Genomic DNA, 12,606 nt, shown 5'->3' on the forward strand with positions numbered 1-12,606 from the left:
CTGCAGATTCTGTTCATCTCATAACAGGATCTGGAGGCTTTTTTGCATTGTTACGTACTTAGATCAGGGGCAAACGAATAAATTATGAAAAGGTGAAAATAAAAGATTGACATGATACATTTTGTATCATAGAGTAAAGGTATAAATACATATTGTATCCTAGAGTGTCGAAATTTCCTGTCATTAACGAGGCAATGATCATTCGGTCGATCCGATCCCACCGCATATTCTTATAAATTTACAGAGGAGAGGCTGCCATTGATAGATACGCAAGGAAACGGACTTATCTTTTTATTATGCGTTCCCCGCAGTGGCAGTTCGTTATCCACCGTTATGTTGCAAAATCATAGTCGCATATTTGCCACGCAGGAGATGTGGTTTCTGATGAATCTCGTCGATTTGTCCAAGGCTGACTCTCGCGCTTACGGTGGCAGTTCCATCATCCGTCAATTTTATCAAGCGATGGTGTCCGAAGATGTTTTCGAAAAGGCATGCAGAAGCTTTGCTCTCGAAATTTATAATGGATTCCTGGAAGGGAGCGGAGCAGACTTCATCGTTGATAAATCTCCGCGTTATTATTATATGCTTGAATGGCTGGATCGGTTGTTTCCGCAGTCCAGACGCATTCATCTTCAGCGTAATCCCCTTTCTGTAGCGGCATCCTTTAAAAAAGTAAATCGCCATACCGGCGAAAGTTTTGATCTGATCCAAAGTCTCAATAGTTCAAAACTCAATATGAAAGCCATAGATCTGACGCTTGGACTAACTCGATTAAATGATTATTTTGCCGAGGCTCATCCATGCGCCTACGAATTGAAGTATGAGCAGCTCGCCATGAGACCACAGGAAGAACTTGAGAAGTTATGCGCTTTTCTAGGTATCTCTTATGAACAAGGCATGGAGCGTTATGGACAGTTTGTTCATAGTACGAAAGCTGACATGTTCTACAGTATGGGGGTGGGGGATCCGTTCCTTTCATCTCATCAGGAGGCTCATCAAGATTCTGTTAACAACTGGAAAAATATACTCGAACGGCAAGAAGTTGAACTGTATTGCCGTGTGCTCGGAGCGAATCTATTTCATAGGATGGGATACAGTGAACAGTTGCAAGCGGCAGAACAGTGGACAGGAGTCCGCTTTCAGGCGGAGCCTGATCAGGAGGTACTAGAGCGGCTTGGGCAACAGCTCGCGGTGGCTACGGAGTGCCGTTGGCAGCCGAATTACCGAATGAATGCACCGATGAATGGAGCCAAGGATCGGTCTCCGATCCACAGCGGCAGTGAGGAAAAGGAAAGCGCCAAGATTGACCCGTCACTAGCCGCTATGGCCACGATCAGACAGCTGCAGGCAGCTCTTCGAGCAGCGGATCAGCGGCTGGAACGTGGGTATACGGAGCGGGAACGATTGAAGAAACAGCTGCATGCTGCCCACAGCAAATTACATCGTATAAAATCATGGATACCATTTGGTCATCGAATCAGCGCATGGGCATCCCAGCGCAAGATCGTTCGGGGAGGAAAGTCATGAGTGCCATAGCTGGAATCGTACATACAGAAGGTCAGCAAGCTCTATGGGAGGACAGCTGGCGGCTCTATGCGAGTCTTGGACATATCCCGGTGGATACCACAGGGGTATGGAAGGGAGATGAAGCATTCCTCAGTTGTCATGCCCAGTGGATCACGCTGGAGTCTGTGAACGAGAAATTGCCTCTTTATGATGAAGATAGCCGATTGACCATCACCGCAGATGCCATTCTGGATAATCGGGAACAGCTAGCGGATCAGTTGCAGATTTCACGAGCAGAGCTGGCTGGACTGGCGGACAGCGAATTGATTCTAAGAGCGTATCAGCGCTGGGGAGAAGGTGTGGCCGGTCACCTACTTGGGGACTTTGTATTTGCGATCTGGGATGAACGCCGGCGCATGTTGTTTGCTGCGAGGGATATCACAGGTATGAGGTCGTTTTATTACCGTCATGACGGTTCAAGGTTCGCTTTCTGTACATTAATGAAGCCATTGCTTGAGCTTGGAGGGGTGCAGAAGGCACTTGACGAAAACTGGTTATCCGAATTTCTGGCCATTCCTGAAATGCATGATTCGGCAAATATTCATTCCACGGTGTATCGGGGAGTGAATCAACTGCCCTCTGCACACACGTTGACGTTCCGAAACGGGAAGATTGAACTTAGACAATATCATCGTTGGGATGATGTCGAACCGCTTCAGCTCAAGTCAGATGAAGAATATGTGGAAGCTTTTCGTGATGTGTTCAGCCAAGCTGTAGGCTCGCGATTACGAACGCACAGGCAAGTGGCAGCGGCATTAAGTGGCGGATTGGATTCAGGAGCTGTTGCCGGTTTTGCTTCTGGAACGCTCCGAAGCCAGGGGAAACAGCTGCATGCGTACAGCTACGTGCCTGTTCCGGATTTTACGGATTATACGTCGAAAACGTTACTAGCAGACGAGCGACCATTTATTCGTTCTACCGTTAATCACGTAGGCAATATCTCGGAAAACTATCTGGATTTCGAAGGACGCAGTCCGCTCAGTGAGGTGGATACATGGCTGAACATGATGGAGATGCCTTATAAATACTTTGAGAATTCTTTCTGGATCCGCGGATTTTATGAAAAAGCGAGTGAACAGGATGCGGGTATTTTGCTAACAGGCGCACGTGGTAATTTTACGATCTCCTGGGGCCCTGCACTTGACTATTACGCCAGTTTATTGAAAAGTGGCCGATATTTCCGCTGGTTCCGTGAGATGCAACAGTACAGCGAACGAACAGGCATGGCATTCTCACGCATTGCCCGGATCACAGGCCGTAAAGCTTTTCCTGACTGGTTTAAAGGTAAAAACAAAGGGACAGCACAGCCTGCAGGTACTCAATTAATTCATCCGGAGTTGGCTCAGAGAACGGGCGTGCTGGATCGGCTCAAATCCATCCTTGTGCTACAGGGCGGTGCACGAGCTGATGCACTTCAGGTACGAGCCGACAAGTTCAACAATCTGGCGATCGCGAATAAAAATGGGGCCGTCGCCACCAAATGTTCCCTTCGTTACCGGGCATGGGAACGCGATCCTACAAGTGATCCAAGAGTGATCCAATTTTGTCTCTCTGTGCCGATTGAGCAGTATGTAAGACAGGGAACGGATCGTTCGCTCATTCGCCGAGCTACATCACCGGAATTGCCGGATAAGGTAAGACTCAATCAGCGTGTGCGGGGAGTACAGCCGGCAGATTGGCTACATCGTATTTTACCTGACTGGCAGGCATTTACTTCGGAACTGCAAACCTTGTGTTCTGACAGCCAGGTAGCAGGCATATTAAACACGGATCGGATTAAATCAGCTCTGGCTAATTTTCCAAGTCCCAAGCCCGAACTCGCATCCCATCCCGATTTGCGTTTGATGATGCACAGTTTGATTGTATATCGCTTTATTCAAAAGTTTTGATCTAGAGCATACAGCTCTTGAAAGGAGGTGAATACAATGCAAAACGAAAAAAAGGAATGGCAAGCACCCGTTCTTGAAGTGTTGGATGTGAATGAAACGATGGCAGGGGTAGGATACAGACAAATTGACTGGATCACTGTTCACGATGCCGACTTGTACGATCCAACGTCCTAATTTTGTAGTTTCCCCAGCTAGTTCATACTTAAAGGGCGGAAATGCAACCAATCCAGCTTTTTCGCCTCCGCCCTAATATTGAGCTTGTGAATATCAGGGCTTTTTTCATATCTAAAAATGAAGGAGGCGCCCTTATTGTTGCCTTTGTACTATGAAGCATATGGTTTACGCTGGTTGAGTCAGATTCCGATGCCTGAGTTGCAGCGTGCAGCTATGATTGCCGAAACACAGCAGGATATAGCTGATGTACAGATCGAGTCATTTGATCTGGCAGGGTTATGGGATAAATGGGATGTTGGCAGCGCCAACTTTGTGGCGCGTGACGGTTGTCTTTTTTTCAGAATCGAAGATACGGGTCTGTTTTTAATGGAGCACGGGCAAAGGATCGTTGTCTCTCCAGTATCTGGAGCCGATGAAAAAAAAGTCCGGTTGTTTATCCTCGGAACATGCATGTCCGTAATTATGATGCAACGGGGCATTCTTCCATTGCACGGTAGCGCAGTTGTAATTGATGGCTGGGCATACGCGTTCGTCGGTCATTCCGGAGCAGGAAAGTCCACGTTGTCAGCGGCACTGGCATCACGCGGGTACCCTCTTCTCACTGATGATGTAGTTGCCTTAACCTGGGATGCTGGAGGGAGGGCCATCGTGTCCCCTGGATATCCCCAGCAGAAATTATGGCAACCCAGTCTGGACGGTTTCGGTATGAAACAGCAGGATTATGCAACCGTGCATGCTGAAATTACGAAATATGCCATACCGGTTCAGCACTACTTTTACGAGAGGGCTGTTCCACTTGGGGGAATCTACGAACTTGTACCTGAGCCGGATCAGGAATCTGGTTCTGTGCAGTTGCAGGAGGTAAGGGGTCTCGAACGTCTGCACTTGCTCTGCTCTCATACCTTTCGCAGTGGACTGGTGAAACGCCAAGGACTCGCCCAATGGTTGTTTGAAACAGCATCAAGACTTTCAGCCAGTGTGGAGATTAACAGAATGAGCAGAACGGGGCACAATTTTACAGCATTTGAGATGGTGGATCGGATCATTAATCATATACGCAAAGGAGTGCATATAGAAATATGACAGCAATTACACCTATCGATGCAAATGACGTCGTAACCCGGAAGGATGGCAACTTGGTCAGTGATATGGGTGGCGAAAAGGTGATGATGAGCATCAGTTCCGGGAAATATTACAATCTGGGAAGTACAGGCGGACGAATCTGGGAACTGATTGCAGAAAAGAGAACGCTGAATGAATTGATTGAGACGCTTGCTACAGAATATGACATTCAGGCAGAACAATGCCGTGATCAGGTTGTGGCTTTTTTGGAACACCTCTCAAGTGAAGGTTTAATCAACATTTCGCGCGGAGTGTAGGACAATGTTTAGTAAAGTGAAGGCGTATTTCTCACTCTCGGGTACGATGCGGCGTTTGATATGGGAGTCTTATATCTTGCTGGGATGGGCACGTATCCAGAAGGCAAGACCATTTGCCAAAATTGCTCCGGGGCTGGGTACGCCCATGGTTGAGACGCCTGTTACTGGACTGAATCGCAATCAAGTGGTTGAAATAAGGAACATATCGAAAGCCGTTATGATAGCTAGTAAATATACGTTATGGGAAAGTCAATGCCTCGTCATGGCCATAGCTGCAATGAAAATGCTGGAACGGCGTAATATCGCAAGTACGTTATATATGGGCACTGCACGGAATAAGCAAGGACAACTGATGGCACACGCCTGGCTGCGGAGCGGGAAGCTGATCGTGACAGGAGCGGATACGATGGACCAATATACGGTGGTCGGCGTGTTTGGCAATCGATGTCCTGAGAAGGGATCTGGAGAGATTGTCTATGACTCATGAAACGGAATGGTATTCAAAAGGGTTTCCGGGGGAACTCAAGCTGATCTTGAGTATGCTTAGAGGTGATCTTACAGTTCTAACTTCCAAGGAGATTGCGGGCCAGGTGCGCGATATCAATTGGTCTCTTTTTGTACAGCTTGTGGTTCATCATCGTTTGTATTCCGTCATTTATGTGAAATTAAAAGAAATGAACCTTCCGTTTGTTCCCGAGGCAGTGATGATGAGTTTGAAGCAGCAGTATACAACCAATACCTTCCGTATGTTGCATTTAACGGCTGAGATGGAGCAAGTGTGCGGAGCATTTCGGGAGCGGGGCATTCGTACGATTACTTTGAAAGGACCTGCTCTGGCACATGATCTTTATGGTGATGTGTCCATGCGAACGTCCAAAGATCTGGATATTCTGATTCCAGTTCAAGAGGTCGAGACGGCGGAACGCATTCTCACGGATCTCGGTTATCAGCGTAAGGAGGGCGAGAGGGCACTCACGGTTCGCAGCTGGAAGTGGAGGGAACATCACATCTGTTATATTCATCCCGAAAAGCGGACTCAAGTGGAGGTCCATTGGCGGCTTAATCCTGACTCTGGCCGAGAAACCGATTTTGAGTTGTTGTGGAAACGAAGCCGGTTCAGCTCATATACCCAGACACCTGTACGTATGTTGGAAAGAGAAGATTTGTGGGTTTATCTGGTGACACATGGTGCAAGACATGGCTGGTTCAGACTGCGGTGGCTACTGGACATCGATCAGATGATTCGCACCATGCCTATGGATATGAAAAAGGTAGAGCGGCGTTTGAAAGCAGAGGGCCGATTATCGATTGGTTCGCAGGCATTACATCTTGCCTCGGGTCTGCTGCATACACCGCTGAATGAGCCATACACATTGATCATGGCTATGCGCGAGCGCGCGGGAAAACGATTAGCAAGAGAAGGTGCGCTGTTTATGAATGATATGTTGAACAGTCCGGAAGAACTGCACAACTATCGATCCTATTTGTTTGCCCTTCGAAGCCCCAAGCAGAAATGGTTTTTCTTTATTGAACGTTTATATCCAAGTACCTGGGACGTGCATCAACTGCCGCTTCCACGTCCTTTGTTTTTTCTGTACTTTCCGTTACGTCCGTTTCTCTGGTTCTGGCGGCGTTTCAAACGAAGCTCGATGACAGAGAGGGGAAAAGTATGATTTCTGAATTAAAATATTTTATGAGAAAACTACATCAGGTTGCCGGACCCATTTTATATTGGAATCTGCTGGCTATGATCTGTATCGGTTTAATGGAAGGGATCGGCATATATATGCTCGTTCCTATGCTTAGTTTAATCGGTGTTTTTGAGATGGGGACATCTGGCATACATATACCCTGGTTAACCGAGGCACTCCGTCATTTTCCGGAAAAAGGTCAATTGATACTTGTTTTGTCCGCTTTTGTATTTATCGTCTCTGGACAGGCATGGATGCAGCGTCTGCAGACCATCCGCAGTACCCGTATTCAGCAGCAATTCGTACGAACATTGCGCTTGGAAACCTATAGTGCGATCCTTAGAGCACAGTGGTCTTTTTTCCTCCAAAAACGAAAATCCGATTTTAACCATATATTAACAACAGAGCTCGCTCGTGTTAGTCAGGGAACAAATCTAATGTTGCAAATGGCAGCTTCTCTCATTTTTACGGGGATTCAGATCGGCCTCGCTTTCTGGTTATCCGCCAAGTTGACAGCACTTGTACTTGTCAGTGGTTTGTTATTATTCGTACTGTTAAGAAAATTCGTTAAACGTGCCAAACAGATTGGGGATCAGACTTCGGAATTCTCGCAAAGCTACTATTACGGGATCACCGAGCACTTTAACGGGATTAAGGACATCAAAAGTAATATGCTGGAAAATTCACATATTCGCTGGTTTGACCGCATGTGCAGGCAGATCGAGCGTAATGTGGTGCAGTTCAGTCAACTGAACACGGGTACACAGCTCATACATCGGGTGTCTGCGGCATTGATTATCGCGGCGTTTATCTATCTTTCTCTACAAGTGATGTCGGTGCCTCCAGCCAGCCTACTCTTGATTATTTTAATTTTTTCACGATTATGGCCGAGATTTACCGCAATTCAGTCCAATATGGAGTATATCAGCTCGATGCTGCCTGCATTTCGGATGGTGAGAGAGCTGCAGGTACAGACGGAAAAAAGCCGTGAGATAAGTGAAAAGGGTTCAATGGGACAACTGTCCAATAGTTCTGCATCTGCTGCTGCTCAGCCTGTGGTAGCCATCGATCTGGTTCGCGATATCGTTTGTGAAAACGTGAATTACCGTTACGAGGGAAGTGACACATATGCATTAAAGAACGTGCAGGTGTCTATTCCGGCTCAAGGCATGACTGCTATTGTAGGGAAGTCCGGGGCGGGGAAAAGCACACTTATTGATCTTATTATGGGCTTGGTGAAGCCTGAGGACGGTCGTATCTTGATCGACGGAAAACCTTTGAACGAGGAACAGTTATTGAACTGGCGAAGTTCGATCGGTTATGTGTCGCAAGATCCTTTTTTGTTCCATACAAGCATTCGTGAAAACTTACGTCTGGTTGATCCAGACGCTAGTGAAGAGCAGATGTGGCGGGCTCTTCAATTTTCCTCCTCCGCTTCATTCGTTCGCAGGCTTCCTCAAGGTTTGGATACCGTTATAGGTGACCGTGGGATACGCTTGTCGGGTGGTGAACGTCAGCGTCTGGTTTTGGCTCGAACCATGCTTCGCAATCCTTCTGTGCTCGTACTGGATGAAGCAACAAGTGCACTGGACAGTGAAAATGAACAGCATATCCATGAAGCGCTCGAACAATTGAAAGGGCATGTCACCATTATTGTCATTGCACATCGATTATCCACCATTCGAACGGCAGACCGTGTAATCGTCCTGGAAGAAGGGCGTGTCATCCAAGAAGGTGGTTATCAGCAATTATCTATGGACTCGGCAGGCACATTCAGCAAGCTGCTTCATATGCAAGCTGGCGCAGCCGGACAGTAAACTGAAAGTTATGCGTTATAGAGGGGACTAATAGAGAAGTGTTGTTAAAAAGGAGTAGAGTTGAAAAAAGGCGTGCCGCAGAGGGACGCCTTTCATATGTCATTTTGTTAGGTGTGAAGGAAGAACTAAAGCACCAATCTGCTGTAGATGCTCTACAATCTCCTGAATTGCTTCCTCAAGGCTGTGTTGTTCCGTATCTATGATAAATGACGGGGACGTTGGAATATCATAGGGGGCAGAGATGCCAGTAAAATGAAGGATTTCACCTTTGCGAGCTTTCTTGTAGAGTCCCTTCGGATCACGCCGCTCACATTCTTCAATGGAACAACGGACATAGACTTCAACGAAGTCTTCCGGATCAAACAGTTGCCGAACCATCTCCCGGTCCTCAGCATGGGGGGAAATAAATGCCGAAAGCACAAGCAGTCCCGCATCTACCATCAACTTGCACACTTCTCCGATACGTCGTAAGTTCTCCTGTCTGTCTGCTGCAGTAAAACCAAGATCTCGATTCAATCCATGCCGTACGTTATCACCGTCAAGCACATAACAGCGAACACCTTGTTCATGCAAATACCTCTCTAGTGCAAAGGCAATGGAGGATTTGCCCGCCCCGGATAAACCTGTAAACCATATTGTGCGACTGCGATGTCCGTTGTTATTTTCCCGATCCTGCCGATTTAGACTCGATGCTTGCCATGTAATATTACGCTCTTCCTTCGACATATTACCCCACCTTTTTTTACCTAATCGTATGTATAATATTTTAACATATTTGCTAGATTATAGCTTCTGAAAATTCTCTGGAAAAGCAGCGTGAACCTTATGTATATCGGGTATAGATGTTATACATAGAGAGCAGGAGGACAAATATCATGAGTGACAACATTCAACATATTCAAGTAGGGTTCAAATGCCCTGATTGCGGTCAGGAAGTGAAAACCTATTTTATGCAGCAGCAAGTCAATACGGTTCGTTGCGAAGGCTGCAATCGGGCTTACACACTCATGAAACCGACGATCGGAGATGAAATTTTACTGGATTGGGAACAGGAGGCTCTATATCATAAATTACGTGCTGAGCGCTCTGAAAAGGACAACCATAACATGTCAGCACTCATCATCAAAGTGATAGAGCTTCTAACTTGGCGGGATCAAGGGGACGGTCAGACTCGTGCAATCCAGACAGTAAAAGATTGGCTGGCTACCAGCGGTAAACCTCAGACTTTACTTGAGCTTTTCCATCAACCAACGCAGTCCTCACGCGAGAATAAACGGATATAACGCTAATGATTACATAAAATAGACGCTCCTGTGGAATATTACCTAAAGGTGTTTGTAGACCATGAGACAAACCGAATATTCAGGAACAGGAGCGGATAACATGAAGCGAATGGTGCTATATCTGCTGCTCGGCTTGTTAACAATTAGCATGCTGACATCACAGGCAGAAGCATCTCCCATTAACGGAGCATATCATTTTGGCTTTAAGAAAAGTCAGAACGGCGAACTGCCTTCCATCGATCAGGAAGGTTTTAAATCTATTTTGGAGCACAACCATGCCATTTTTTTGGGGGATACCAAACAAAAAGAACTGTATCTGACTTTTGATAATGGCTATGAGAATGGGTTCACACCTGCAATTCTGGACGTGCTACGCACGAAGAAGGTGCCCGCAGCTTTCTTTGTTACAGGACATTATTTGAAAGATCAGCCCGATCTTGTCAAACGTATGGCTGCCGAAGGGCACATTGTGGGAAATCATTCGTGGAGTCACCCTGACATGACTCGAATCTCGAACACTCAAATTAAAGAAGAATTGGAAAAAGTGAATTCCGAGGTGCAACGTCTCACAGGGCAGCAAGCTACCTTTTTGCGTCCTCCTCGCGGTATTTTCAACAATCGTACACTTGCCGAGAGTTATGCGCAGGGATATGTCAATGTGTTTTGGTCTGTAGCGTATAAAGATTGGGACACCAATGTACAACGCGGGGCGCAATATGCTCATCAGCAGGTGCAGAAACAGCTACATCCTGGAGCTGTAATTTTATTGCATTCCGTGTCCAAAGACAATACGGAGGCACTTGCAGGCATCATTGATGAAGCAAGAAAGCAAGGATATGTTTTCAAAAGTCTGGACGAATTAAAAACGAAAACATATTAATTCAAGCTCAGACAAATGCTGTAGAATTAGACGTTTTGGCTTAGGATAGGTTGGATTTAACTAACATGAATTTGTAACGAAGAAACTAGGGTGTGTCTGTAAACGCTGAAGAAAGCAGAGTTTGCTGAATTTCCGTTCCAGGCCAAGAAGTTGTTTTCCGCAGGCGTGCCGGTGCACGTTGAGGCAGATTGACACAGCAGGGGGGCGAAAATGCGGGAAAAGATGCAATTCAGTAGGATTCAAGACAAGCCCTAATTGGTATACTCTCGTTTGCAATAGGGAAGGGCATGCCTAGCAATTTCGCTAAGCATGCCCTTTTGTGCTGTTTTCATTCATCCTAGTGGATGGTGTTATAGATGATTCCGATCGTTTTGGGACCGCAGTGACTGCAAACGACGCAACCCGCCGTAGTTAATTCTACGCGTGCTCCGGTTTGCTCCTGTAGCGTCTTTTTCAGGTTTATCGCATCTTCCTCAGCCATGGTATGAACGACGACCATTAAATCCTTATCGATCTGTTCTTTGTTGCTGAGTGTATTTTGCAACATTTGTTCCAACGCCTTTTCTCGTTTACCGCGCACTTTGTATGCAGGTGACATTTTACCATCGGTTACGCGAATGACGGGACGGATTTTAAGCAGGCTGCCAATCAGATTTTGCATACCGGAGCAGCGTCCGCCTTTATATAAATATTCCAGTGTATCAATAACAAACTCTGTACGCACCGTTGGTTTCATAGCTTCAATCTGCTGAGTAATCTGGGTCAAGGTCTGTCCTTGTTCTGCTGCATGCACAGCTTTCATAACCATCAAGCCAATGCCTGTTGTGAGATTTTTGGAATCAACTACGGAAATTCGTCCCTCCGGGAATTCAGAACTGGCGAGAAGAGCGTTCTGATAGGTGGAAGAGAGCTCAGAAGATAAGGAGATATAAAAAATATCGTCGCCTTGTTCTATGTAAGGTTGAAATGCGGTTATGAAATCAGCGGGTGAAGGTGCTGCTGTTTTGGGCAGAGAACCATGGCGACTTACACGTTCATACAATTGCTCTGGTTTGATCTCTTCTCCGTCCTTCAGGGATTCTTCACCAAACACCACATACAAAGGAATGATGCCGATTTCGTACTGCTGGATCCACTCCGGAGCCAGATCACTGGTGCTGTCCGCAAAAATTTTGATTCGTGGCATGTCGATCTCCTTTAGAATTCAAATATTGGTCATTCATATGTTAAGTATAACGGGGCAAAGTAAAAACCGCCTAAGTTTAATTATAAAGAACCGTGACTCTCATGGGAAGCATTAGGTCAAGTATATTCCGCCAAGTATAAGTACTGCGAACAACAAAATAAGAATCCCGTTCAGAATTGTACCAACGATGACAAAGACTTTTCTGCGATTTTTGAGCACCAATCCAATGATACCAAGAATGGCTCCGACTAAATTAAGAATTATACAGACGAGAAAAGCTAAAGAACCCAGGACGACTGCCGGATGGATAGCAAGTTCTTCTCGGCTGATGGATGACCCCAGAAGTTCCATACTGTTGTTCAGTGCGAGGGAAAGCATTACAAATGTCACGACATGCCCCAGTAGCCCGACAAGCCCAACAATGAAACTGGATATACCCGGTCCCGAATGCTTCAATTGTACTGTAGATGGTTCGGCTGATTCTGGTGGAAATGTGTAGTCATTGTCACCCGTGTGATAGGGATTCGAGTTGTTAGAAGGTGATGATGTGTTATGGTTATTGGAGTTTTGAGAATTGTGATGATCCATCAGGGCTGTTCCTCCTTCAAAAATATCATAAGTTATTAGGATACTAAATGTTTATTACCCTGTATAGTGTCCAGCGATTCCGAAACAGATATTCATAAGGCATTTCTTTTACTTTACAGCTTGAATTCGCTACAATATATGGAGTCAAGGAGT

Annotated in this window: 13 protein-coding genes; 10 read left to right on the top strand and 3 right to left on the bottom strand. The window is 46.1% G+C overall.

The genetic code is table 11. The features are described 5' to 3' along the window. The first annotated feature begins 258 nt into the window (after positions 1-258). The 8 genes from AC1VYS_RS09360 to AC1VYS_RS09395 all read left to right on the top strand — a co-directional run bounded on the left by AC1VYS_RS09360 (position 259) and on the right by AC1VYS_RS09395 (position 8,516). On the top strand, positions 259-1,527 hold the full coding sequence (locus AC1VYS_RS09360; protein ID WP_482914010.1) for a sulfotransferase family protein: 1,269 nt from the start codon (positions 259-261) through the stop codon (positions 1,525-1,527). Then, positions 1,524-3,455 carry an asparagine synthase-related protein gene (locus tag AC1VYS_RS09365; protein ID WP_482914011.1) on the top strand — a complete coding sequence of 644 codons (1,932 nt, stop codon included), beginning with the start codon at positions 1,524-1,526 and terminating at the stop codon, positions 3,453-3,455. The genes AC1VYS_RS09360 and AC1VYS_RS09365 overlap by 4 nt, the downstream gene beginning before the upstream one ends. A gap of 36 nt (positions 3,456-3,491) precedes the next feature. Next, positions 3,492-3,629 carry a paeninodin family lasso peptide gene (locus tag AC1VYS_RS09370; protein WP_251502676.1) on the top strand — a complete coding sequence of 46 codons (138 nt, stop codon included), beginning with the start codon at positions 3,492-3,494 and terminating at the stop codon, positions 3,627-3,629. 135 nt (positions 3,630-3,764) lie between these two features. Continuing rightward, a complete protein-coding gene (locus AC1VYS_RS09375; RefSeq protein WP_482914012.1) occupies positions 3,765-4,712 on the top strand; it encodes an aldolase in 948 nt (315 codons plus the stop codon). Then, a complete protein-coding gene (locus AC1VYS_RS09380; RefSeq protein WP_482914013.1) occupies positions 4,709-5,008 on the top strand; it encodes a lasso peptide biosynthesis PqqD family chaperone in 300 nt (99 codons plus the stop codon). Before AC1VYS_RS09375 ends, AC1VYS_RS09380 begins: the two co-directional genes overlap by 4 nt. Before the next feature lie 4 nt (positions 5,009-5,012). Further along, the gene (locus AC1VYS_RS09385) at positions 5,013-5,495 is read left to right on the top strand and encodes a lasso peptide biosynthesis B2 protein (protein ID WP_482914014.1); all 483 of its coding nucleotides are present in this window, start codon (positions 5,013-5,015) and stop codon (positions 5,493-5,495) included. Beyond that, positions 5,485-6,681 (top strand): nucleotidyltransferase domain-containing protein, encoded by a 1,197-nt coding sequence (locus AC1VYS_RS09390; RefSeq protein ID WP_482914015.1) that lies wholly within the window; start codon positions 5,485-5,487, stop codon positions 6,679-6,681. The genes AC1VYS_RS09385 and AC1VYS_RS09390 overlap by 11 nt, the downstream gene beginning before the upstream one ends. A 20-nt stretch (positions 6,682-6,701) precedes the next feature. Beyond that, complete coding sequence (locus AC1VYS_RS09395; RefSeq protein ID WP_482914016.1) at positions 6,702-8,516, top strand: ABC transporter ATP-binding protein; 1,815 nt, start codon at positions 6,702-6,704, stop codon at positions 8,514-8,516. A gap of 99 nt (positions 8,517-8,615) precedes the next feature. On the opposite strand, the gene cysC is transcribed toward AC1VYS_RS09395, so the two are convergent. Next, complete coding sequence (cysC, locus tag AC1VYS_RS09400) at positions 8,616-9,242, bottom strand: adenylyl-sulfate kinase (RefSeq protein WP_482914017.1); 627 nt, start codon at positions 9,240-9,242, stop codon at positions 8,616-8,618. 149 nt (positions 9,243-9,391) lie between these two features. On the opposite strand from cysC, the gene AC1VYS_RS09405 reads away from it, so the two are divergent. Together AC1VYS_RS09405 and pdaA are read left to right on the top strand one after the other, a co-directional pair. Continuing rightward, positions 9,392-9,799: a hypothetical protein gene (locus tag AC1VYS_RS09405; RefSeq protein WP_482914018.1), complete on the top strand. Its 408-nt coding sequence runs from the start codon at positions 9,392-9,394 to the stop codon at positions 9,797-9,799. Between the two features lie 100 nt (positions 9,800-9,899). Then, entirely contained in the window at positions 9,900-10,679 is a 780-nt protein-coding gene (gene pdaA, locus AC1VYS_RS09410) for a delta-lactam-biosynthetic de-N-acetylase (protein WP_482914952.1), read from the top strand. Between the two features lie 337 nt (positions 10,680-11,016). On the opposite strand, the gene AC1VYS_RS09415 is transcribed toward pdaA, so the two are convergent. After that, complete coding sequence (locus AC1VYS_RS09415; RefSeq protein ID WP_482914019.1) at positions 11,017-11,865, bottom strand: DegV family protein; 849 nt, start codon at positions 11,863-11,865, stop codon at positions 11,017-11,019. 111 nt (positions 11,866-11,976) lie between these two features. Then, a complete protein-coding gene (locus tag AC1VYS_RS09420) occupies positions 11,977-12,453 on the bottom strand; it encodes a hypothetical protein (protein WP_482914020.1) in 477 nt (158 codons plus the stop codon). Positions 12,454-12,606: the final 153 nt, after the last annotated feature.

The organism is Paenibacillus sp. G34 (genome assembly GCF_056856875.1).

Excerpts from the sequence above, each read along its gene's own strand:
- AC1VYS_RS09390 (WP_482914015.1), top strand. The coding sequence starts at position 5,485 with ATGACTCATGAAACGGAATGGTATTCAAAAGGGTTTCCGGGGGAACTC.
- AC1VYS_RS09380 (WP_482914013.1), top strand. The coding sequence starts at position 4,709 with ATGACAGCAATTACACCTATCGATGCAAATGACGTCGTAACCCGGAAG.
- AC1VYS_RS09395 (WP_482914016.1), top strand. The coding sequence starts at position 6,702 with ATGAGAAAACTACATCAGGTTGCCGGACCCATTTTATATTGGAATCTG.
- AC1VYS_RS09415 (WP_482914019.1), bottom strand. The coding sequence starts at position 11,865 with ATGCCACGAATCAAAATTTTTGCGGACAGCACCAGTGATCTGGCTCCG.
- AC1VYS_RS09420 (WP_482914020.1), bottom strand. The coding sequence starts at position 12,453 with ATGGATCATCACAATTCTCAAAACTCCAATAACCATAACACATCATCA.
- AC1VYS_RS09405 (WP_482914018.1), top strand. The coding sequence starts at position 9,392 with ATGAGTGACAACATTCAACATATTCAAGTAGGGTTCAAATGCCCTGAT.
- cysC (WP_482914017.1), bottom strand. The coding sequence starts at position 9,242 with ATGTCGAAGGAAGAGCGTAATATTACATGGCAAGCATCGAGTCTAAAT.
- AC1VYS_RS09385 (WP_482914014.1), top strand. The coding sequence starts at position 5,013 with ATGTTTAGTAAAGTGAAGGCGTATTTCTCACTCTCGGGTACGATGCGG.
- pdaA (WP_482914952.1), top strand. The coding sequence starts at position 9,900 with ATGAAGCGAATGGTGCTATATCTGCTGCTCGGCTTGTTAACAATTAGC.
- AC1VYS_RS09365 (WP_482914011.1), top strand. The coding sequence starts at position 1,524 with ATGAGTGCCATAGCTGGAATCGTACATACAGAAGGTCAGCAAGCTCTA.
- AC1VYS_RS09370 (WP_251502676.1), top strand. The coding sequence starts at position 3,492 with ATGCAAAACGAAAAAAAGGAATGGCAAGCACCCGTTCTTGAAGTGTTG.